The following is a 23092-nucleotide window of genomic DNA, read 5'->3' as shown; positions in this document are numbered from 1 at the left end:
CATGACAACTTTAAAAAAAATCCATTTATATAGTCAAGCTATATTTTTGCTTAGCCTCTTTCTTTTGATACAAGGATGCCACGCACAAGATAAAAATAGCGGTAAGAATATTGAAGATATTCAGAATAGTAATGCTGTAAACTATGCTAAAGTATCCTATTCTGGCAACGTAGATTTCAAAATGGCTGCTAAGATTGCTACGCCCGGGGTGGTTAATATTAAATGTACGTTGAATAGACAAAGACAATACTATGATAACAACGACCGAAATGATTTTTATGATTTGCCAGAGTTTTTTAAAGATTTTTTTAAAGACGATCCTTATTTTAGAGAATATAAATTTCGGCCTAACGAGAATTCGGAGCCACTAATTGGCAGTGCTTCGGGTGTAATATTAACACCTGATGGCTATATTGTAACAAATAATCATGTTGTAAAAGATGCTGATAAAATTGAGATTACCTTGTTTGACGGAAGATCTTATCCCGCTAAAATAATTGGCACAGATCCTCAAACAGATCTTGCGCTTATTAAAATCGATGAACAGAATCTTTCGTTTATTATGTTTGGTGACAGTGATACTATTGATGTTGGCGAATGGGTGGTTGCCGTTGGAAATCCTTTTAATCTGGCATCTACCGTTACAGCTGGAATTGTAAGTGCCAAAGCCAGAAATATAAACATTTTAAGCAATCAAGGCGCAATCGAATCCTTTATTCAAACAGATGCAGCGGTAAATCCTGGCAACAGTGGAGGCGCATTAGTAACCTTGGAAGGAAAACTGATAGGTATTAATACCGCAATAGCCACCCCTACTGGTGTTTATGCTGGATATTCGTTTGCGATTCCTGTGGATATTGTAAAAAAAGTGACGAATGATCTTATGAAGTTTGGAGTGGTAGAACGAGGAGTTTTAGGAATTGCAATCCGAGATATGAACAGTACCATTGCTAAGGAGTTGAATATCGAGCGTGCCAATGGTGTGTATGTGGATAGCGTTTCAGCGACAGGTGCTGCAAAAGAGGCTGGTGTAAAAGCGAAAGATGTAATTATAAAGATTGATGATATAGAAACGAATACTTCATCCAAACTGCAGGAAATCATCATGCGAAAACGACCAGGAGAAAAAGTTAGAATTGCTTTAATTCGAGATGGTAAAGAGCAAAAAATACTTATTGCAACATTGAAGAAACAAGAGGTAAATCAACCAATTAAGTCAGCTAAAAACACGGATATACTTAAAAATTTGGGAATTACACTTGTCGAAATTAACAAAGAAGATCAAAAAAGATACAACTTAACAGCGGGATTGAAAATCACAAAAATTGATGAAGGCAGGTTGAAACAGTTTACCGATATCCGAGAAGGGTTTGTGATTACATCCATAAATAACAGGCCTGTTTCTACGATTAAATCCTTTATGGATGCAGTTGGGTCAAAAAGTAGAGGGATTATGATTGAAGGAAAATATGCAAATGATCCGACTTACTATTATTATGCTTTTGGTCTTTAAAAATGAAAATAATAAAAAAACTAGAATATGTTACAGTCAGTCACAACAACAGTTCCTTTTGATCTAAAGCAAGGGCTTTTATTTTTGTACCAAATGCAACTCATTCGGAGATTTGAGGAAAAGGCAGCAGAACAATATACCAAAACCAAGATTAGAGGATTTCTTCATTTGTATATAGGTGAAGAAGCAGTTGCAGTTGGGGTAATAAAGGCTTTAAATGAGGATGATAATGTGTTGGCTACTTATCGGGAACATGGTCATGCTTTGGCCAGGGGAATGGACGCCGATGTCATCATGGCCGAAATGTATGGCAAGCAGGAAGGTTGCAGCCGAGGAAGAGGAGGCTCAATGCATTTGTTCGATGTGGCCAAAAATTTTTTTGGTGGCAATGCCATTGTTTGTGGTCATCTTCCAGTAGCTGTAGGGATGGGTTTGGCTTCCAAAAAGCAAAAGAAAACAAACATCACCTGTTGTTTTTTTGGAGAAGGCGCCGCTGCCGAAGGCGAATTTCACGAGGCCATGAATCTGGCTGCATTATGGAAAGTCCCTGTTTTATTTGTTTGTGAAAATAATTTGTATGCTATGGGCACGGCCTTAAAGTATACCCATGCCATGACTGATATGGTGAAAAAAGGAGCGGCTTATGGTATTGAGTCTGCCGAGGTAGATGGTATGGATTTGAATGCTGTTATGGATGCAGCGAATAGGGCCGTCCAGAAGGTGAGAAGTGAAGGAAAACCATTCTTTTTGGTATGCAATACGTATCGCTTTAAAGCACATTCGATGTTTGACGCAGAATTATATCGAGATAAAAAGGAAGTGGAGGAATGGAAGAAAAGAGATCCTATTCCGCAATTCCAACAATTTCTTTTGCAAAAAGAATGGATTACAGAAGCAGAAATAGAGTTAATGAAGCAAAAGATTGAACATAAAATCCAGTTGGCGGTCGATTTCGCGGAAGCAGGAACTTGGGAACCAACAGATCAATTGACAAAATTTGTTTATAGTGACACAGGAATTTAAAAAATAGAATCATGGAAAATAAAGCAATCTGTCAAAGTTGCGGTATGCCACTTGACTCAGATGACGTAAAAGGAACCGAAAAGGACGGTCAAAAAAGTAATGAGTATTGCAAATACTGTTACGAAAATGGAGCATTCAAGCATCCCAAAATGAATTTGGAGGACATGAAAAGTAATGTGCAAAACCAAATGAAAAAATTGGAACAGCATGAATACGCTATTCAAAAAGCGATAAATATACTGCCAGGTTTAAATCGGTGGAAAAAAAATTAAACCGTTTAATAAAAATAGCTATCCATGGAAAATCCTGTTATGAAAACTACCCTTACGTATCGGGAAGCCTTAAAACAAGGCCTTCGCGAAGCGTTGCAAAATGACCAAGACGTTTTTTTGATGGGTGAGGATGTGGGACGTTACGGAGGTGCTTTTGCTGTGAGCAAAGGCTTATTGCAGGAATTTGGCGAGGAGCGCATTATGGATGTTCCTCTTTCCGAAGCGGGTTTTGTGGGGGCAGGAATTGGTGCGGCAATAGCCGGGATGAAACCCATTGTTGAGGTAATGACCGTTAATTTCAGTTTATTGGCCATGGATCAAATCGTGAATAATGCGGCAACATTGCAACATATGTCAGGCGGACAATTGCATGTACCGCTTGTTATCCGAATGGGAAATGGTATAGGCAGACAATTAGGAGCACAGCATTCACATAGTTGGGAGTCCTTTTATGCCCATATTCCGGGATTAATTGTTTTATCCGCAGGCACTCATGAAGATGCTCGAGGTATGTTGCGTTTGGCATTGCAAAGCCCGGATCCGGTAGTGTTATTTGAATATACGTCGATGCTGAATCTAGAAAAGGAAATAGATATCGAGTCTCCCATAGTTGATATCAGCAAAGCAAAAGTGCTGAGAAAAGGAAAAGACATTACGGTCATTACCTATGGAACGGGAGTCTATAAAAGTCTTGAGGCTGCCGCCGAATTGGCTACAGTTGGAATTGATGCAGAAGTGATTGATTTACGGATTTTGAGACCATTGGATGACTTTACTTATCTCGCTTCTGTGGCCAAAACACATCACGTAATTATTGTGGAAGATGCTTGGCGCTCGGTAAGTGTTTCTTCTGAAGTGAGTTCCCGTATCATGGAAAAAAAATTCTATGATTTGGATGCCCCAGTACAAAGGCTCTGTGGAGTTGAGGTGCCTATGCCGTACCCCGCCCATTTGGAAGAAGCCGCTGTTCCCCAAAAACAGGATATTGTAAATGCCATTAAAAAAATGTTAAGACATGGGTGAGTTTTTAATGCCTAGTTTGGGCGCAGATATGGAAGACGGTACACTGATTGAATGGAAGAAAAAAATTGGCGATTCAGTGAAACGAGGGGATGTTATTGCCGAAGTGGAAACACAAAAAGGACTCATTGAAATTGAAATTTTTGAGGAAGGCATTATAGAAAAAATATTGATTAAGGAAGGAACCAAAGTGCCTGTAGGGACAATAATGGCTTTGATTAGCCCGATTGGAGTCCCTTTAGAAACAAAAAAAGAAAAACCAATTGAATTGCATCCGATCGAGAAAAAAGTAACAGAAGTTATGCCACGGGAAACAGCCGAGGAAAGCCACATAAAAGCTTCTCCACTGGCCAAAAGAATCGCGGAAGACCATCATATCGATATCAAGCAAATAAAAGGGAGTGGCTACGACGGGGTGATTACCAAAGAAGATGTGGAGCATGCCATAGAACAACGGGATACAATAGATAAAGAGCAAACGATATTAAAAACAGAAAAAACAGCTACGGATTCCGAAGCAATACGTTTTGCGATAGCCGCCGCAATGAGCAAATCCAATAAGGAAATCCCACATTATTATTTGGAAAAAAAAATAGATTTGACCAAAGCGTTGGCATGGCTGCAGGAAGCGAATCAACAGAGAAAGGTACAGGCGCGATTACTTCCCGTTGTTTTGTTTATAAAAGCCATTGCAAAATCGTTGGTAGATTTCCCGGATTTGAATGCAGTTTGGGAAAATGGATTGCACACCAAAAAGGATATTAACATTGGTTTTGTGGTTGCTTTGCATAATGGCGGAATTATGGTTCCCGCAATTCATCAGGCTGATTTAAAAACAGTTGATGAGATCATGGAAGCATTAAATGATCTTATCCCAAGAGCAAGGGCCATGAAATTGAGAAGTTCAGAATTGAGTGATGGGACAATTACCCTGACCAGTATGGGTGACCGTGGTGCCGATTCAGTTTTTGGTGTAATTTATCCGCCACAAGTTGCCATCATTGGTTTTGGAAGCATTTCGGAACAGCCCTTTGCCGAAAACGGAATGTTGGGTATTCGGACTGTGGTTAATGCTACTTTGGCCGGTGACCATCGTGCCACCGATGGACTTACGGGAAGCCGTTTTTTAAATGTTTTATCTGAAAATTTACAAAAACCGGAATTGTTATGAATGAAGACGAGATTAAAAAAAATATTTTTCAGTTATTGAAAAAAATAGCTCCGGATACGGAACCTTCAGCATTGAAACCAGAAGAAAATATTCGGGAAACACTGGGGATAGATTCTTTTGATGCTTTGCAATTCATCATTGCCATAAGCGAAAAGTTGGGAATTGAAATACCGGAGAAAGATTATGGAAAAACGAATACGTTAAATGATTTAGTTGGTTATATCAAAAATAAAATGGGTGTTTGATCTATAATGATTGATAAAATGCGATAAAAGAGAAGATGTATTTTGAATGATAAATGGTATTTTTTAATGAAATAAAATAAAATGAAAGGTTTGTTAAGACTTGGAACCATATCAGGTATCGGCATATTTATGCATTGGACATTTGTTTTGCTGATTGCATTTATTGTTGTTATAAATTATAAAAATGGACAAAGTCCAGGGCAAATAGCATGGTCAATACTATTCATTTTATGTGTTTTTATAACTGTTCTTCTGCATGAATTGGGACATGCTTTAATGGCAAAGAAATATAACATAAATACCAAAAGTATCACTCTTTTGCCCATTGGTGGAATTGCGCGTTTGGAGCGATTACCAGAAAAACCGGTTGAAGAATTATTCGTGGCAATTGCAGGACCTATCGTAAATTTAATGCTGGCTGCTATAACACAATTTTTTGTTTTAATACCTCTAGATTCAGAGAAATTATTGTCTCAATTAGGCAATGGAATAAATTCGCAAAATTTTTTTTTAAATTTCTATATTGTAAATATAACATTGGCATTTTTTAATTTGATTCCTGCTTTTCCAATGGATGGCGGTCGCATTTTGAGAGCATTATTGGCATTTAAATTAGATCGAAAAACAGCTACAATGATTGCAGCTCGAATTGGTCAATTTATTGCGATTGGTTTTATTTTTATAGGAATAATTTCTAATCCTGTTTTGGTTTTGATTGGTTTTTTTGTTATTTTTTCGGCTCAAATAGAAGCGGAATCGGTAAACTTCAAAAATTCACTCAAAGGATATACGGCAGGGGATGTAGCTATGAAAGAGTATCAAACTATTGCTGCGGACGAGAAATTAAAAAAAGCGATTGCAATTATTTTGAATAGTGAACACAAAAAGTTTTTGGTAACACAAAATGATACTGTTGTTGGAGTTTTATGCAAAAAACACATTATAAAGGCTCTTTCCGAGAAAGGAAATGAGGAATATATCTACAATGTGATGGATAGAAATTTACTTTATATTGATGCAAGTGCACCGTTAGAAAATATAATTGATAGCATATATGAAAACAAATCAACTGTTTTACTTGTGAAAAAAGAGAATCTACTTATTGGAATTTTAGATGCGGATATTCTCTCTGAATTTGTGGTGATAAACTCAATAAAAGTAAAATAAATTAAGGAAAATTTAAAGGAAATTATTTAATGAAACTGAAAGATGACACTTTAAATAAGAGTTAATTATTAGCAAAAAAATAGTCATTTTTATATATAATATTTTACATTTTTTTTGTAAATTTATTGTATAAAATATTGATTTTGAATATTTTAATATTTGTGTTATGTAAAACATTTTTTGCAATGAAAAATAAAAAATATGAGGAATGGATTCAAAAAGACACCAAAAATAAAATTTCAAAATTGAGTAAGAAAGTAATTTTTGTGCCCAATCAAAAGGAATTGTTTTTTGGCCATTTCCCAAAGAGCTGTTAGTGTAGGCTAACAACGGAGCCGTGAGTCATTGCTCTGTAATTGAATGCTTTTTCAAGCACAGGCTTTAAAAGATCTCCGCGGAGCTACGACCTTTTAAACCTGTTTCTTAATTGGGGTGTGGGATGTATATTTCCACACTCCATTAATGATTTTATGTTATGGATTTTGAACAATACCGTAATAATTTTTCAAAAGAAGCTCTAAAATTGGGCTATTCGGAACAGAATGTAGTCCGTTGTTTGGATTATGCAGCTGTTTTGTTTTCAAATAATGTTCCGGTTATTTATAATATTTCCCATTTGGGCCAGCTGGTGGGATACAAAAAAGAATATCTCAAGAAAGCGAGTACATACGGCGACAATTTTTATAGAAATTTTGAAATAACAAAAAGAAATGGAACCAAGCGACTTATCTCTGAACCGCTTCCGAGTTTAAAAGAAATCCAACTTTGGATTCTTAAAAATATCCTTTATAAAATTCCCGTTAGTCCTGTTGCCAAGGCCTATAAACCAAAAGCTAGAATTATAGAAAACCTGAAATTTCATAGAAATCAACCTAAAGTATTGACACTTGACTTGGAAAATTTTTTTCCTTCCATAAAAATGAAAGCAACCCAAAATGTTTTTCTCAATTTGGGTTATTCAAAATATATGGCAAACATATTGTCTAAATTATGCACCAAGGAGGATTCTTTGCCACAGGGAGCGCCAACGAGTCCCTATCTTTCAAATTTAATTTTTAAATCGGCAGATGCCTTGATTTTTGATTTTTGCAGACAAAGAGAAATCAGATATACCCGATATGCTGATGACTTGAGTTTTTCGGGCGATTTTGATGAAAAAATGCTGTTGGGAAAAGTCACAGATATTATAGAAAGTTTGGGTTTTAAAATCAACAACACCAAAACAAAACTCATGACACCCAATACCCGACAAACTGTAACGGGCATTGTGGTAAACCAAAAACCACAGGTTGTCGCCCATAAACGAAATGCATTAAGACAGGCGCTCTATTATATTAAAAAATTTGGACTCAAAGAGCATCAGGAGTATAAGGAGATTGTGCAAAAAAACTATTTGGAACATTTGTTAGGCAAAGTAAATTTTGTCCTTCAAATAAACCCTAATGATAATGAATATAAGAATTACAAAGATTTTTTGATTGATTTAAAGAAGAAAAATGAATTGGGAATAAAAAATGCCAGCCCTTCGCTAATTTAAAAAAAGGGTTGCTTCAACAATCGGGCGCTTTGTATTATGCTTTATAAGATTGCGAATTTACTCTAGAGCTTTTTGCTCTTTATGGCACAAATATGTGTATCATTTAGTAAATCTTAATTCCTAATGGTAGCAAAAAAATAACTAAATTTGAGAGTAAAATTATTTCGATTTAAGTTATTGTTTCTGTTTTTTCTTAATTACTCAAAACAGGAATTCACACGATGTCTAAATTAGATAAAAGAAGTGGAAATGGCATTTATAGACTATTATAAAGTATTAGAAATTGATAAAAGCGCATCTGAAGCGGACATAAAAAAAGCGTACCGAAAATTAGCGCGTAAATACCATCCCGATTTAAATCCCAACGATAAAGAAGCGGAGAAAAAATTTAAAGAACTCAATGAAGCCAATGAGGTTTTGAGCAATCCTGAGAATCGCAAAAAATACGACCAGTATGGCGAAAATTGGGAACAAGGCGCAGAATATGAAAAAGCCAGAAGGCAACAACAGCAACAGCAACAACAATATTCTGGTGGTCAATTTGGTGGTTTTGGAGGGTTTTCTGGTGGTGGAGACTATTCGGATTTTTTTGAATCGATGTTTGGTGGTGGTAGACAAAGAGGAAGCCGCAGAAGTACAGCATTTAAAGGACAGGATTTTAATGCCGAATTGAATTTGGACTTAAAAGATGTTTATACTACTCACAAACGCACGCTCACTGTCAACGGGAAAAACATACGCCTAACCATTCCTGCCGGTGTTGAAAACGGTCAGGTTATAAAGATACCAGGCCAAGGAGGTGAAGGAGCCAATGGAGGACCAAAAGGCGATTTGTATCTTACTTTTAATATCGAAAATCACACCAATTTTAAATTGGACAAACATAATTTGTATACAACGGTCGATTTGGATTTGTATACAGCGATTTTAGGAGGCGAAATCACTGCTAATACCTTTGACGGGAAAGTAAGATTAACAGTCAAACCCGGTACACAAAACGGCACTAAAGTAAAACTAAAATGTAAAGGTTTTCCTGTTTATAAAAGAGAAGGGGAGTATGGGGATTTATATATTTCGTATCAAATTTTATTGCCGACAAACCTTACACATAGAGAAAAAGAGTTATTTGCGGAACTGGCTAAGCTTAGAACAATATGAAAACCGATAACAGAATCCTTTTGCAAACAATTAGCTCTTACTATCAAGTAGAGCTTTCATTTTTTAACCATCTTCATGATTTGGGCTTGTTAGAAATTGAGATCATGGAACAATCGCCTTATATTCACGAAAATCAAATGCATAATTTGGAGCGAATGATTAGGTTACACAACGAATTGAATGTAAATCCCGAAGGGATTGATGTTGTTTTTAATCTTTTGCAAAAAATAGATCATTTGCAAAAAGAATTAATTGCAACCAATAACCGACTTCGATTATTTGAGAATTAAAAAGCATGATATAATTCATCTTGTAACGAGTAATACATTATAAATTGATGTATTATTTGTAAAGTTGAGTAGCATTCGTAATAGAAATTAATCATAAAAATGGAATGAACACTATTCTAAGAATCATTGAGGCATTCAAAAATTTTCTCCTTGAAATTGGTGAGCTTTCGGATTTTGCAGGTCGTTTTTTCAAAGAAGTTTTCAAGCCGCCATTAGAATTTAAAGAATTCCTCCGACAATGCTATAATATGGGGAACCGTTCTTTATTGCTAGTAGGAGTAACGGGTTTTATTATTGGATTGGTTTTTACTTTGCAATCTCGTCCTACTTTGCAGCAGTTTGGTGCGGTTTCTTGGATTCCGGCTATGGTAAGTGTTTCCATTATAAGAGAAATAGGTCCAATCATAACAGCTTTGATTTGTGCAGGGAGAATTGGCTCAGGAATCGGAGCTGAATTGGGCTCCATGCGTGTGACCGAGCAAATAGATGCGATGGAAGTTTCAGGAACCAATCCTTTCAAATATTTAGTGGTTACTAGAATTTTAGCAACCACTTTGATGTTGCCAATTTTGGTTTTTATTGGAGATGGTGTGGCACTTTTGGGTTCCTTTTTGGTCGAAAACTTAAAAGGGGATGTGTCGCTATTGTTATATTTCACTCAGGTTTTCAATCATCTAGAATTTTTTGATGTCATCCCTTCTACCATAAAAACATTTTTTTTTGGTTTTGCAATAGGATTAGTTGGTTGTTTTAAAGGATATTATTGCAAAAAAGGAACAGCAGGAGTTGGGTTAGCGGCCAATTCTGCTGTTGTGTTTTCATCGATGTTGCTTTTTATAATTGATTTTATTGCTGTTTTTGTAGCTAATATTTTTTATGATGTCTAATATGATAGAATTAAATAGTACAAACACAAAAGCCATTGTTGTAATCAAAGATTTGAAAAAAAGCTTTGGTGAGAATTGTGTTTTGGATGGATTTAATCTAGAATTATTTCAAGGAGAAAATTTGGTGGTCATGGGAAAATCGGGATCTGGAAAATCCGTGATGATCAAATGCCTCATAGGATTGGAAGAACCGGATTCAGGAAGTATTGAAGTAATGGGAAAAGATATCAAACAACTTTCTCGCGAAGCGCTTGATGAACTCAGAACTGAAGTAGGTTTTCTTTTTCAAGGGAGTGCATTATATGACTCAATGTCGGTGCGGGAAAATCTTGAATTTCCTTTGCGGCGACACACCAAAAAATTTGGAGTCATTAAAGATACAACCCCCTTGGTTATGGAAGCTTTAGAAAGTGTGGGATTGGCAAATACAATGAATCTGATGCCCAATGAACTTTCGGGTGGGATGAAACGTAGAATTGCTTTGGCCAGAACCTTAATCTTGAAACCAAAAATTATTTTATACGACGAGCCTACAACAGGATTGGACCCAATTACCTCAAAAGAAATTTTAATGCTAATGGTATCTGTTCAAAAAAAATACAATACATCATCTATAATTATAACGCATGATGTGGATTGTGCTAGAATGATTTCAAATCGTATGATTTTATTAATAGACGGGATTAATTATGCCGAAGGAACTTTTGAAGCTTTATTAAGCTCTAAGGATCCAAAAGTGCAAGCATTCTTTAAATAGTTTAAAAATGGAAAAAACTGCTTCAGAGAAAATTAAATTGGGATTTTTTGTTATTACAGGATTGACGCTTTTCGTTCTTGTTGTTTATTTTATTGGCAATAAGCAAAAAATGTTTGGGAGTACGGATCATATAACAGCCGTTTTTAGTAATGTTAATGGATTACAATTAGGCAATAATGTCCGTTATTCTGGAGTTAATGTTGGAACAGTTCGAGCTATAGATATGATAAATGATACGACTATCAATGTAGATATGATTATTGATAAATCTATTTTTCCACATATTAAAAAAAATGCTTTGGCGAGCATAGGTTCTGATGGTTTGGTTGGAAGTATGGTTATTAACATAATACCAGGGAAGGGAAATCAACCTCAAATTCAACCTGGGGACATGATACAATCCTCAGATCGTGTTCGTACGGAGGAATTATTGAACACATTGAGTGTAACCAATAAAAATGCGGCTTTACTCACCGCAGATTTGCTAAAAATCACAAAGGAAATCACTCAAGGAAAAGGAACTTTAGGGACACTTGTCAACGATACTCTTATGGCATCTGATTTGAAAAGAACAATGAATTATCTCAAATTGACAACCAAAGGAACCACTGAAACGGTCGAGAATTTAAATAGAATAGTAGCAGCCTTGGGAGATAAAAATAGTGTTATTGGAGTTTTAAATGATCCTGCAGTTGCTAAAAATATTAAAACAATAGTAAGCAATCTGGATCAATCCAGTCAAGAGATTAACAATGTGGTTGCCAATTTAAATGGCACAATTTTGAATATCAAAAACGGAAAAGGTGCAATCAATTATTTGTCGAATGACCCTAGTTTAGTCAAAAAAATAGATTCCACTATAACAAATTTAAATAAAGCGACTCTTCTGTTGAATGAAGATCTTGAAGCGATGAAACATAGTTTTTTATTGAAGGGCTATTTTAAAAAACAAGAAAAAGCCCAAAAAAAGGCCAATTGAATTATATGGCTTTTAATCCCTCAATTAATAAATCAATATCTTCCTTGGTATTAAAATGGCTCAATGAAATTCGTAAACTTGGTTTTTTTAGGTCTTCTTGGCTTAATATTTCGGCCAAAACATGTGAAGGTCTAATACTACCAGATTGACAGGCACTGCCTCTTGAAACTGCAATTCCTTTCATGTCTAAACTGAATACTATCATCGAAGTTTTATCAGCTGTAAATGGTAGAGTCACATTGACAATATTGTAAAAAGTGTTTTCTCCGTTAATTTTGGAATTTGGGAAATCAGCTTTTAATCGTTGTAATAAGTACCTTTTTAAATCAGATATATAATTTCTGTCTTTATCTAAATTGGTATAAGAAAGCTCTAATGCCTTTGCCATTCCTGCAATTTGATGTAAGGCCTCGGTTCCCGGTCGTTGTCCTTTTTCTTGCTCACCACCAAAAAACAAGGGTTGTAACCCTGAATTTTTTCTAACAAAAGCAAAACCAACACCTTTTGGCCCATGAAATTTATGTGCGCTTGCAACGACAAAATCGATTAGGGTATGTTGCAAATCAATTTTGGTTTTTCCTATGGATTGTACTGTATCTGAGTGAAATAAAGCATGATTTTCCATACAGATTTGAGTTGCTCGATCAAGATCCAAAATAGTTCCCGTTTCATTATTAACATGCATTAAGGAAACCAAAGTCTTTCTTTCTTCTGATAATAATTCAACCAAATGCGTTAAGTCCACTTCTCCATTTGGTTTAATTTTTACAAAATCCACTTGGATGGCATATTCATTTTGTAGTGCCAAGGCGGTATGCAATACCGCATGATGCTCTATTTTGCTGGTGATAATGCGGGTTACCTTCAAATCTTTCACGGCGGAACGCATAATCCAGTTATTGGCTTCAGTGCCGCAGGAAGTAAAAATAATTTCGGCTGCGGAAGCGTTTATTTGTTTTGCAATTGATTTTCTAGAAAGTTCAAGGATGCTTTTGGCATTTCTTCCCAAACTATGCGTAGAGGAGGGATTGCCGTAATCTTCGGTCAATATTTTGGTCATTTCCAATATCACTTCTGGATGAAGTGCAGTAGTGGAAGCGTTATCGAGATATACTTTTTTCATTTTAATATAGATTTTGAACTCTCAGCAATTACTTTGGATTTGTGTTTTTTGCCAAAAATTATGTTCTTATTAAAAACAATGATTGAAATCAAAATTAGAGAATAAGAAAACATTTGAAGCAAAGTGACCTGTTCTTTAAAGTAAAATATGGCTAAGGTAAAATTGATTATTGGATTGATATACATCAGTATGCCTACAGTCGATGAGTTTATACCTTTTAAAGCATACAAATTTAAGAAAAGCGGAACAATCGTAAAAAACACGACAATGCAAAATAGACAAGTATAAAATAAAGGCTCCGTTGGGATTACACCACTGTATTTTGGATAAAAAGGTAAAATTAACAAGGCAATAAAAAGTAACTGTATGTTCAAAACAAGAAACTTGTCAAGCTCGCTGTTCTTGCGTTGACTGACCAAGTATAAGGCATAAGTTGCCGCTACGGCCAAACTATAAAAAATGTCCTGAAAATGATTTAGAGACAATAAAGTGCAACTTACAATACTTATGAAAACTGCTAACAATTTCCATTTACCCAGTTTTTCGTGAAGTAGAAAGAAAGCAAAAACAGTCGTCAAAATAGGACAGATCAAGTAGGCGAGTGAGCCAGCTTTTACACTTACATGGTTGACAACATAAATGAAAATAAACCAATTGGAAGCCAGAATCATACCTCCCAAAAGAGTTAAAACAAGTATACTTCTTTTCTTTTTTGATGACATTGCTGAAAAATCATTCCAGTTTTTACGGATATTCTTTTTTCTAAAAATAAGATTTATTGCCGTCATCGTCAGTACGCTAAAAAAAACGCGATAGAACAAAATATCCAAAGAAGGATAACTTGATATTGGTTTTAAGGCAAGACTAAAGAAACCCCAGATAAAAAATGCTGAAAAAGCGGCGAAATAGTATTTGTGTTTTTTCATCGAAAAGTAAAATTCGCCACAAAGATAAGGAATTCTGTAGCTTAATAGAGATGCTAAGAGACTAAGTTTCTATGTAACTAAGACTCAAAAATTAATAATAAGAGAATTTATATTTAGATAATCAGCAATTTTAAAACTTAGAAACTTAGGTTCTCAGTAACTTAGAAACTTTTAAAATCCTGTGTTAAAATAAACCTTTTCGGTTCGTAAAGTTTAAGAAACAAATTAAAAATTCTATTTTTGTTCAAAATAAAAAATAATGAAACGATTTTTAGGAATTTTGATTTGTGTATTTGCTTTTTCGGGCTGTGATGATGGTGATTTAATAGTGGATACTATTGATTTTTCGGATGTAACCGCAAGCAGTTGTTCTGATAATAATCTTATTTTTAAACTCAAAGAAAGTGAATCTTTAATTTTAAATATTCCAGAAGAAACTTTTATAGAGAACCCTACACCTGTGAATGCCCCGATAAAATTAGACATTAATAGTACAAATCAGGTGGTATATAATTTTTATGATGGTAAAGTAGCGATCGGAAATATATGTGATTTAATTCCTCCGGCTACTCCCAATATAAAAAATCAATGGGAAGCATCTTCGGGTATCATTCAAATTACAACTACTGCTGTAAAGAAATTGAACGAAACAGATAACAGTACTCGAATAACAGGATACAATAATAATATTATTTTCCAAAATATCACTTTCACAAAACCTGATGGCACGACCCAGTTTTATGAAACTTTTCCTTTTGGGGATTATTTAAAAACTGTGGACCCATTGCCTTTTGGTTTTCAGGGGCTTTTGAATATATGTGCGAATGGGCAAGTATATGATTTTACCGAAAGCGAGGCTTTTACATTAAATATTGACCCAACCTTAATTGCAAATGAGGTTACTCCTGTTGGTTCTCCAAGAACTGGAGTAATAGGACTTTCCCAAAACAAATTAGTTTACCGTTTATTTAATGGCGTTGTACCACAATCTTATTTTTGCCAGGCGACAGATCCATTACTACCTACAGTTAATCAAACATGGTTAGGAAAAGCAGGGGGTATTATAGAAGTCACTACTACCACAAGTGGACCAAATACTTTCAAACATACCATTATTCTTAAGAATGTAACCCTTGAAAAAGATACTAATAATTTTCAATTGGGAACCAGTTATAAATACGGAGAGCTGCAAACCATCAAATCATAAAAGAATTTTGAAATAAAAAAAACGTCAATGCTTGAATTTCCAGCATTGACGTTTTTTATTAATTTAAATGATAGTTATTTGTTCTGTTTAAAATAAACTTCGGTTGCACCCGCGCCATATTTTTGATAATTGGCATCCTGAAAAACAATATTGTCATAACGTCCAAAAAGAAAATCCAATTCGGCTTTCAGGACACCTTCACCCACACCGTGAATGAAAACAATTTTTGGAATCCGATTGCGAATCGCAAATTCAATATGGCGTTTAGCGGTTTCAGACTGTAGAGTCAAAATATCGTAATTTGACATCCCACGTTTATTGGGTACCAGTTTCTCGATATGTAAATCAAATTCAGGTACAGGCAATTCATGCTTGTCTTTCTTCTCTTTTACAAAGCTTCGAGGTTTTGGAATTTCCTTTTCTTTCTTTATTTCATTGATGTTGATACCTTTTATTTCTTCCATCAAGTTGGCAGATTCTCCTATTTTGATGAGCTCATTGGCAGCAAAATTCATCACAAAACCATCAACTGTTTCAATAGTGACCACCTTGTCTTTGACCGACACAACAACACCGTCAACCGCTTCATCGAGAACAGAAACTTTATCACCTTTACTAAACATTATCTTCTTCTTTATCTTGATTTTTACTCGGAGTCTTACTGCTCAACTTCATCATTCCCATCATAAAAATGACAATGGCGATAACCATCACATATACATTTTTATCAGCACTTGTTTGCTCATATAAAGCAACACCGATGGCCAAAACCATCAGTAAAATCATAAATTTTTTCATCATTTCATTTTCAGTTTTCAAAAATACTAAACTTTTTGAGTTATTGTGATGAAAATTAATAGTGTTATGATAGAAAAGAATCAAAACCAAGGGTAAAGCATCTAAAATGTATAATCTTGCTATGGCGTTACCTGTTGTGAAAATCTCGCTTGTAGCTCCCTTGTTTTTCGCAATAGGGTCGGGCTTTTGGTTTTATCCGTATCATAGAAGAAACGAGATGGAATATCGGCGCAATCCCTTGTGTAAAAATGCCTTGAAACAGGTTTTTTTAAAATGAAAATTGGGAATATAATTTCATTTTAAAAAAATGGATTTGTAAATTATATTCTCATCATTCTGCAATTAGCTAGGTATAAAAATCTTCGCATAAAGGAAAAAAGTAACGATTTGAAAATCAATATTGTTATTAGGATAATCAAATTTTATTTTGGACAATGAATACATCAGTTATTTCGTACTATCGATTTTTGTGTACTGTACGAAAAGGTGATTAAAACAAAAACGACATAAAGCACTGTGGTTATTGCGTAAGATTAATTCGTTTATTTTTTCAAAAAAAGTGTATTTCATCGACAATATTTTGATATAATCTTATTTTTTTTAACTTTGAATTATTAGATGATTTGTGTTGATTATAAAGTATTTTCGAATAGAAAAGCGATTCTTTTTGCATTCACAACAGCTAATAAAATCGTAAAGTCTAACATAAAAAAAATCCAAAATGCATTTAATTTTAGAATTAGGTATTGTTGCAGGAATTTTACTTTTAGTACTGCTAATCTCCTTTGCGAATAAAATAAACCAAAAATCTTAGCGATAAGAAATCATGATTTAAACGACGTAGAATTGAATGGTAATAAATTCAGTTTGTAGTCAGCTTTGCAAAGTACAATTCAACGAATTCCTTAAACTGAGCCACACAGTAAAAGGAGTAATTTAAGCAAAAAGCCACAAAGTAATAGGTTCTACTTTGTGGCTTTTTTGTTTGTTAAAAAGGAGCTTTCAGTATATTTAATTATTAATAAAAAGCTCTTATAAAAATAAATGTTCTAGCCCTTATTACTTCACTAAATTTTTAATATAATTGGAGTCCAGTGAACCACGTTTGCACTGGAAATTCCACTCTTTTAGGCGTGGATTACTACGTATAGGAGGATTAGTTCCTTCTTTCGAATGTGCTTAGGATAAGAATTTATTTGTTCCAATCTATTTTTCTGGAAAAGTACATTACTGCTGCAAGGATAGCAAACAAACCTATACTTCCCACCAATAACGCATAGTTTTCCAGTTGAATGATGACATAGATAAAAGTATAAAGTCCGCTGAGTGATGCTGCGATGAACATGGGGAATTTGTTGTCTTTTAAAATAGAAACGGAGTATAGCGATATCAATGTTATGATTGCTGTTGCGGCGATTAGATAGGCTTTCGTGAAGCTGCTGTGTTCGGTTATGGAAATGAGCAAGGTGTAAAATAAAATCAACGCTAACCCAATCATAGTGTACTGGAAAATATGAATCTTGATTTTGCTGATGGATTGGATTAGAAAGAAAATCAGAAACGTTAGGCCAATCACCAGAAAGCCATATTTCGCGGCTCTTTCATTTTGTTGGTATTGGTTTACTGGAATCACAAAGTCAACACCAAAGGCATAGGTTCCTAAATCAGGTAAAATTTCAAAGAATTGTTGTGAAAATGGCCTGTTGATGTGTAGAATTTTCCAGTTGGCCACAAAACCGTTGTTGTCGATTTTTTTGGTTTTGTCATCAGGAAGAAAATTACCGATGAAGCTTGGTGAAGCCCAATTGGATTGCATGCTTAACTGCGTTGTTTTACCAATCGGAACCATTTTTATTTGCTTACTTCCATTGTAGGTGATGTCGAAACTAAAGCTGGTTTTGTCTGTCTTTAAGGTGCTTTTTAAGTCTATAAAACCAGTTTCCAGTGCTTGGGTTGAATCGGTAATGTTAGCGCTGTAAACAGGTTCAAATGTCATTTTATTACCTCCAAAATTTATTTTTACCTCGTCTTTGATACTTTTTAAGTTTGTGTTTTTTATCAATATGGTAGCTTTATTCCATTGAATGTTTTCGGTTGAAATGTTTTTACTGCTAAAATCGGGCTGAATATAATTCCCTTCAAAATTCATTTTGGAACTATACACTACCGATTCATAGTTGTTTCTATTTAGTAATTTGGTGATAACGTTGGATTTGGCTTTCAAGTCTTCCGGGAAGAAATAGGAGTATTTGGTAATTGCTTTTTGCTGTTTTACCGTTTCATTCGTTTTTTGGTTAATGGACAAGGTTTCTTCAAAAACGGTATAAGGTACTTTTAGGATTGGACCATAAAAATAGACACTTTCACCCCATTTGTCATTGATTTCGGAGATAACTTCTTCCTGACGGTTAGAGCGTTCTTGAATCAAATTTTTGACAAATTCCAGTGGAATGAGCAAAATGAGAGTTAGGAATCCTACCATCAACATTTTGGCAGTCGTTGATTGAAAAATAGATTGAAAAAAAGAGGTAGGGGCTGAGTTTTGATTTTCTTGAGTTTCCATTTTTTGTTTATTAAAGTTATTTGATTAGAAAGGTGAATTTGCAGATGCGAAATAGTTTATAATGATGTAATACAGAAATGCAATGGGGATGTTACCCAATAGAATTAGAATTTTTAGCCCAATGTATTTCCGTTGTTGGGGTAAAATGTAAAAATGATATAAGAGATGGCAGAACATTATTGCATTGAGAAATATTGCCATAATCATGAAGATAAATCCAATGATTAAAACAAATGAAGTGTCCTGTAGCGTTAGAAAAAGAATGAAAAAAAGCGTTCCAATTGTAAAGCATCCAATGGCGAGTTCTGTTGAAGTCCTGCCATCAAAAGGCTCTTCTTGTGTTAAGGTAGTTTGCATGTTTTTAAGTTTTAAAGTACTTTGAATTTCAAAGTAAGTGATTAAAAAAATAGATTATCGTTTCTGTATTAATTTTTCGAGTGCATCAATATGATCTTGAAATGCTTTGCGACCATCTTTGGTAGCTCTGTAGCTAGTATTTGGTTTCTTTCCAATGAACTGTTTTTCGATGGCGATGTAGCTCTCCAGTTCCAAGGCTTTGGTATGACTTGCCAAATTACCGTCGGTAACTCCTAATAATTCTTTCAAAGTACTAAAATCTGCCGATTCATTGACCATCAAAACCGACATGATTCCAAGTCGTATGCGGTGGTCAAATGCTTTATTTATATTTTGAATAATGTTTTTCAAGTCTTAGTATGTGTCAATTATGGTGGTTATTATTTTGGATTGTTCCAAATTTGATGGAGCAACAACGTTTTCCTCAAGAGGGATTTTATTTCCGTATCTTTCTGCCAGTATTTCTTGTACTCGGGTATCTCTTAAATTAAAATTTTTTAATTTTTGAAGAGGACACAGTTCGATTCCAGCACCATTTTTGTATATTTTCCAAATCAATTCTGAGCAATATATTTTATCATCAGACCATTCAAAATAGTTGTCATAGTCTTTGTTGTTGAATCCTTTTGCATAATTTTTCATCTTTTGTAAAGTTTCCGAACCTAAAAGTGTAGATGCATTTTTTACTCTGGTTACTACAAAATGATTCTCTTTTCCATGTGTAATCCAATTTTCTAGTGGCGTGTATTTTACGGGTTGTACCGCTTCAAAAACATATTTTTCACCTTTCTCAATAAATACAATACCACAATGGGAAAATTTAGAATTTGTTGCTATTCTTATGGCTTCACATTGTTTGGATTCAGAAGTTTGAAAAATCATGTCGCCTTCTTTTATTTTATCTAAAATGGAGACAGGTCGTGTACCAAAAAGAATATTTCCAAACATTGAATTAGCAATGAATAATGCACATCCAAAACTCATCAAAAAGGTAATTATGGCAAAAATATATTTTGTTTTTTTCATGTTTTCTCTTTTTGGCTCCATATTTTACATCGGATTCTCTATACTTTAAATTTCACAATCTGCAGTCTGAATTCTACATTCCTTTTCTAATTTCTATCGTACTTAAAATACATCATGCTTCCATAAACGATATGACAGATTCCAAATCCCAATGCCCAAAATTCTAATGCGTATCCTGAGAATTCGGTAGCCAAAAGCCCTATTATGATAATTGTGATGCCTAGATAACGCACATCCCGAAGTGTATATTTACTTGCATTTACACAGGACAAACCGTAGAAAATCAAAGTTACTGGAGCAATCAATCCATAGCTTCCATTTCGCAATAATAACAAGCCAAAAATCCCACCGGTTACCAGGGGAATCATGAAGTTGGTTAACAGTCTCTTTGAACTGCTATTCCATACTGTTTCACCTCCTCTTTTTGTTTTGTTATAGGTTAGTAATATGGCTGTGGCTATTGACAAAACTAATACTACAAGTGCAGTCAAAACGATTAGTTTGAAAGTATGGCTTTCTAAAGTGATAATCTTGTCGTAATTACCTGTGCCATAATTATTGTTGTTGTTTTCAATTAATACATGGGCTATAAAAGCACCTATCAAGGCATATATGCCTGCCATTATTCCACCTAAACCGCTTAAAGATATAAACTGAGAGGATTTATTCATCATGCTTTTAATCTCGCTGATGTCTTGTAAATATTTATCGTCCATATAAAAAGTACTTTGAATTACAAAGTAAATAATAAAATTCAAGAAAAACAATACTTTTTAATTATTTTTATTGGATGAAGATTACAGATGAATATATCTATCGGCAACCCGAAAAGGTCAGATCAATTCTTTTGCATTTAATAAGTGTGTTCGAACGGGAAATCCCTGAATTGGTCTTGCTTTTTAAATGGGGAATCCCTTATTTTTATTATAAGAAAAAGATGTTTTGTTATTTGGCTCCAAACCATAAAAAGGGATTTGTTGATGCCGGTTTTGCTAGAGGATTTCAATTAGCAAGAAACCAAGATTATCTTGTGGGGGAAAAGAGGAATACAGTTAAGTCGCTTCGGTATTATAATTTAGAGGATATTGACAATGCTATTTTGGTTGATGTGATAAAGGAAGCTGTGACATTATATAAATAAAAAATCTCCCGAAGGAGATTTTATGACTATTTTGAGGTTTAATTAAAGTCTAAAGATGCCTCCGAAAGAGACGATTGTTCCTCCGTACCAAAAATGATGTTGAGCATGATCACCAGTATAAGTAGTTCTAACATCTGTCATGTTAATATAGCCGCCTTTTAATTCGGTTAGCATGTAAAAATGTTTGAAGAAAGTGAAATTTAAACCAGCATCAGCAGAAAAACCATATCCTGAAATATGAAACTCATCATGTCTTTGTTTTTGTAATACTGTAGCGTCAGTTCTTGGAACCATTAATCCCAGTCCTAATCCTTGTGTGAAATTTAGTTGAAATATATCAGTATTTGTAATTCCAAAAATTGAAGAGATATCAGTGTAATAAGCTGCTTCGGTAAAGACATAATTTAATCCATTTGTATGTTCAAATTTTAAAAATTTGCCGTCAGTTAAATCTATTGGTTCGTTATTGTACGTTCCGTTAAATTGAGAACCCGCTTCAGTCAAAGGTAAATTAATAGTGCCATTAACCATCGCTGTTTGATTTTGAGTCATCACATATTTCATATGATCAACCCCAATGGAAACATTAAATTTGTCATGGATAAAATACCCAATTTTCCAATTGGTCTGTGATGAAGTTAAGCTTCCTGGTTTAACATAATCAATATTCCAGCCTTTTGGTAAATCATGAGATTGCGCATTTTCTACTGTAAAATTGTATCCTTCTCCTTCAAAATGTAAATCAGAAGTAGTGTAATAAGTTCTATTTCCTCCCCAATGTGCAAAGAACTTTCCTTTATTGTGGGCAGTATATAGTGTGTTTGATGGCGTACTGTCTTGAGCAAAAGCATTAGCAATAAAGAAAAGTACTAAAAAAGCAGTATGTAAAATTTTTGTTTTCAATGTCTTTAAATTTGATTAATATTTTTTATTAAAGCAACTAAAATCTATCTTATACTAAAAATCTCCCGCAGGAGATTTTGATTTTGTGTGAGAGTATTTTATAATCTAAAAATACCTCCAAAAGCAATAATTCTTTGGAAAAAGAAGAAATCTTGCGAAGCTTTATCATCACTACTTGTTGTTGTTCTAATATCTTGCATGTTGATGTAACCCGTTTTAAGCTCACCTTGTATATAGAAATATTTGAAAAACGTAAAGTTAATCCCCGCTTTTGCAGACAAACCATATCCAGAAATATGAAAATCATCATGACGAGGCATTCCTAACACAGTAGCATTTGTTTTTGGATATAAAAGTCCGGCTCCTAAACCTTCAGTTAAGTTAATCTGAATTTTATCTGTATTTGGTAATTTAAATAATTTCGAAATATCGTCATGTCGGGAAACCTCAGTATTAACATAGTTCAAACCATCTGTATGTTCGTACATTAAAAAAGCAGTACCATTTGGCTGAGCAACATTTTTCTCATAACCACCTTCCTGAGCATTACCTTGAGACATATCTACAGGAGTATTATTATAAACTCCGTTGTAAATAGATCCAGATTGATCAGCAGGTAAATTAATATACCCAGTTACATTAGCCGTTTGAGCTTGGCTCATTACATACTTCATGTGATCCCAACCAATAGCAACACTGTAATGGTCGCTAATGAAATATCCCATTCTAAAGTTAGTTTGAGGAATTGTCATGTTAGCAGGATTCACGTAATCAATATGCCAACCTTTTGGTTTGTCGTGAGCAACCATATTATCAACTGTAAAGTTGTAATCTTTTCCTCTGAAGTTTACATCAGATTCAGTATAGCTCTCTCTGTTACCACCCCATGAAATAAAGAATTTGCCTTTATTGTGTGCAGTAAATCTTTCGGTAGTGGGGATATCTCCTTGGGCAAAAGTATTAATTGATAAAAAAAGAACTAAAAATGAGGCGTAAAAAAAAAATGTTTTCAATGTATTGGTATTCTAT

27 protein-coding genes are annotated in these 23092 nt (G+C 34.4%); 16 read left to right on the top strand and 11 right to left on the bottom strand.

Annotated elements, in window-relative coordinates; translation table 11 throughout:
- The first annotated feature begins 1 nt into the window (after position 1).
- The 14 genes from DOS84_RS03760 (at position 2) to DOS84_RS03700 (ending at position 12019) form a co-directional block, all read left to right on the top strand.
- A complete protein-coding gene (locus DOS84_RS03760; RefSeq protein WP_111408779.1) occupies positions 2-1513 on the top strand; it encodes a Do family serine endopeptidase in 1512 nt (503 codons plus the stop codon).
- 27 nt (positions 1514-1540) lie between these two features.
- Positions 1541-2536, top strand: coding sequence for a pyruvate dehydrogenase (acetyl-transferring) E1 component subunit alpha (gene pdhA, locus DOS84_RS03755; protein ID WP_111408778.1), 996 nt, complete (start codon positions 1541-1543; stop codon positions 2534-2536).
- An 11-nt stretch (positions 2537-2547) separates the two neighbouring features.
- Positions 2548-2808 carry a zinc ribbon domain-containing protein gene (locus DOS84_RS03750; RefSeq protein ID WP_111408777.1) on the top strand — a complete coding sequence of 87 codons (261 nt, stop codon included), beginning with the start codon at positions 2548-2550 and terminating at the stop codon, positions 2806-2808.
- Between the two features lie 24 nt (positions 2809-2832).
- Positions 2833-3831 carry an alpha-ketoacid dehydrogenase subunit beta gene (locus DOS84_RS03745; RefSeq protein ID WP_111408776.1) on the top strand — a complete coding sequence of 333 codons (999 nt, stop codon included), beginning with the start codon at positions 2833-2835 and terminating at the stop codon, positions 3829-3831.
- On the top strand, positions 3824-4999 hold the full coding sequence (locus DOS84_RS03740; RefSeq protein ID WP_111408775.1) for a dihydrolipoamide acetyltransferase family protein: 1176 nt from the start codon (positions 3824-3826) through the stop codon (positions 4997-4999). The genes DOS84_RS03745 and DOS84_RS03740 overlap by 8 nt, the downstream gene beginning before the upstream one ends.
- Positions 4996-5244, top strand: coding sequence for an acyl carrier protein (locus tag DOS84_RS03735; protein ID WP_111408774.1), 249 nt, complete (start codon positions 4996-4998; stop codon positions 5242-5244). The genes DOS84_RS03740 and DOS84_RS03735 overlap by 4 nt, the downstream gene beginning before the upstream one ends.
- An 81-nt stretch (positions 5245-5325) precedes the next feature.
- On the top strand, positions 5326-6411 hold the full coding sequence (locus DOS84_RS03730) for a site-2 protease family protein (RefSeq protein ID WP_111408773.1): 1086 nt from the start codon (positions 5326-5328) through the stop codon (positions 6409-6411).
- A gap of 185 nt (positions 6412-6596) precedes the next feature.
- Positions 6597-6728: a hypothetical protein gene (locus DOS84_RS19370; RefSeq protein WP_279386387.1), complete on the top strand. Its 132-nt coding sequence runs from the start codon at positions 6597-6599 to the stop codon at positions 6726-6728.
- A 158-nt stretch (positions 6729-6886) separates the two neighbouring features.
- On the top strand, positions 6887-7948 hold the full coding sequence (locus DOS84_RS03725) for a reverse transcriptase family protein (protein ID WP_111408772.1): 1062 nt from the start codon (positions 6887-6889) through the stop codon (positions 7946-7948).
- A gap of 249 nt (positions 7949-8197) precedes the next feature.
- Positions 8198-9106 carry a J domain-containing protein gene (locus tag DOS84_RS03720; protein WP_111408771.1) on the top strand — a complete coding sequence of 303 codons (909 nt, stop codon included), beginning with the start codon at positions 8198-8200 and terminating at the stop codon, positions 9104-9106.
- Positions 9103-9396, top strand: coding sequence for a chaperone modulator CbpM (locus DOS84_RS03715; RefSeq protein WP_111408770.1), 294 nt, complete (start codon positions 9103-9105; stop codon positions 9394-9396). The genes DOS84_RS03720 and DOS84_RS03715 overlap by 4 nt, the downstream gene beginning before the upstream one ends.
- Positions 9397-9500: 104 nt before the next feature.
- Positions 9501-10283, top strand: a complete 783-nt coding sequence (locus DOS84_RS03710) for an MlaE family ABC transporter permease (protein WP_111408769.1) — start codon at positions 9501-9503, stop codon at positions 10281-10283.
- Between the two features lies 1 nt (position 10284).
- Entirely contained in the window at positions 10285-11040 is a 756-nt protein-coding gene (locus DOS84_RS03705) for an ABC transporter ATP-binding protein (protein WP_111408768.1), read from the top strand.
- A gap of 7 nt (positions 11041-11047) precedes the next feature.
- Entirely contained in the window at positions 11048-12019 is a 972-nt protein-coding gene (locus DOS84_RS03700) for an MlaD family protein (protein ID WP_111408767.1), read from the top strand.
- Between the two features lies 1 nt (position 12020).
- On the opposite strand, the gene DOS84_RS03695 is transcribed toward DOS84_RS03700, so the two are convergent.
- On the bottom strand, positions 12021-13142 hold the full coding sequence (locus tag DOS84_RS03695; RefSeq protein ID WP_111408766.1) for a cysteine desulfurase family protein: 1122 nt from the start codon (positions 13140-13142) through the stop codon (positions 12021-12023).
- Entirely contained in the window at positions 13139-14068 is a 930-nt protein-coding gene (locus DOS84_RS03690; protein WP_111408765.1) for an EamA family transporter, read from the bottom strand. The genes DOS84_RS03695 and DOS84_RS03690 overlap by 4 nt, the downstream gene beginning before the upstream one ends.
- Positions 14069-14327: 259 nt before the next feature.
- Here DOS84_RS03690 and DOS84_RS03685 point away from each other — a divergent pair, with 259 nt between their 5' ends.
- Positions 14328-15275, top strand: coding sequence for a hypothetical protein (locus DOS84_RS03685; RefSeq protein WP_111408764.1), 948 nt, complete (start codon positions 14328-14330; stop codon positions 15273-15275).
- Between the two features lie 74 nt (positions 15276-15349).
- On the opposite strand, the gene DOS84_RS03680 is transcribed toward DOS84_RS03685, so the two are convergent.
- From DOS84_RS03680 to DOS84_RS03650, 7 genes are all read right to left on the bottom strand, one after another.
- Positions 15350-15898 (bottom strand): Smr/MutS family protein, encoded by a 549-nt coding sequence (locus DOS84_RS03680; RefSeq protein ID WP_111408763.1) that lies wholly within the window; start codon positions 15896-15898, stop codon positions 15350-15352.
- A complete protein-coding gene (locus DOS84_RS03675) occupies positions 15891-16094 on the bottom strand; it encodes a hypothetical protein (RefSeq protein WP_243636314.1) in 204 nt (67 codons plus the stop codon). Before DOS84_RS03675 ends, DOS84_RS03680 begins: the two co-directional genes overlap by 8 nt.
- 1171 nt (positions 16095-17265) lie before the next feature.
- Positions 17266-18636 (bottom strand): cell envelope integrity protein CreD, encoded by a 1371-nt coding sequence (creD, locus tag DOS84_RS03670; RefSeq protein WP_111408761.1) that lies wholly within the window; start codon positions 18634-18636, stop codon positions 17266-17268.
- A gap of 24 nt (positions 18637-18660) precedes the next feature.
- Positions 18661-18993: a hypothetical protein gene (locus tag DOS84_RS03665; RefSeq protein WP_111408760.1), complete on the bottom strand. Its 333-nt coding sequence runs from the start codon at positions 18991-18993 to the stop codon at positions 18661-18663.
- A gap of 54 nt (positions 18994-19047) precedes the next feature.
- Complete coding sequence (locus DOS84_RS03660) at positions 19048-19344, bottom strand: winged helix-turn-helix domain-containing protein (protein ID WP_111408759.1); 297 nt, start codon at positions 19342-19344, stop codon at positions 19048-19050.
- Between the two features lie 3 nt (positions 19345-19347).
- On the bottom strand, positions 19348-20019 hold the full coding sequence (locus tag DOS84_RS03655) for a YiiX family permuted papain-like enzyme (RefSeq protein WP_111409067.1): 672 nt from the start codon (positions 20017-20019) through the stop codon (positions 19348-19350).
- An 86-nt stretch (positions 20020-20105) separates the two neighbouring features.
- Entirely contained in the window at positions 20106-20735 is a 630-nt protein-coding gene (locus DOS84_RS03650; protein ID WP_111408758.1) for a hypothetical protein, read from the bottom strand.
- A 74-nt stretch (positions 20736-20809) separates the two neighbouring features.
- Between DOS84_RS03650 and DOS84_RS03645 the strand changes: the two genes are divergently transcribed.
- Positions 20810-21160: a DUF1801 domain-containing protein gene (locus DOS84_RS03645; protein WP_111408757.1), complete on the top strand. Its 351-nt coding sequence runs from the start codon at positions 20810-20812 to the stop codon at positions 21158-21160.
- A 42-nt stretch (positions 21161-21202) separates the two neighbouring features.
- Here the strand turns inward: DOS84_RS03645 and DOS84_RS03640 are convergent, their stop codons facing one another.
- Together DOS84_RS03640 and DOS84_RS03635 are read right to left on the bottom strand one after the other, a co-directional pair.
- The gene (locus tag DOS84_RS03640; RefSeq protein WP_111408756.1) at positions 21203-22063 is read right to left on the bottom strand and encodes a hypothetical protein; all 861 of its coding nucleotides are present in this window, start codon (positions 22061-22063) and stop codon (positions 21203-21205) included.
- Between the two features lie 98 nt (positions 22064-22161).
- Positions 22162-23076: a hypothetical protein gene (locus DOS84_RS03635; protein ID WP_111408755.1), complete on the bottom strand. Its 915-nt coding sequence runs from the start codon at positions 23074-23076 to the stop codon at positions 22162-22164.
- Positions 23077-23092: the final 16 nt, after the last annotated feature.

This window comes from Flavobacterium aquariorum, from assembly GCF_003254745.1.
GTDB classification, from domain to species: Bacteria; Bacteroidota; Bacteroidia; order Flavobacteriales; family Flavobacteriaceae; genus Flavobacterium; species Flavobacterium aquariorum.
The sequence above is the reverse complement of the archived record's forward strand: the minus strand, read 5'-3'. Positions and strand labels throughout refer to the sequence as shown.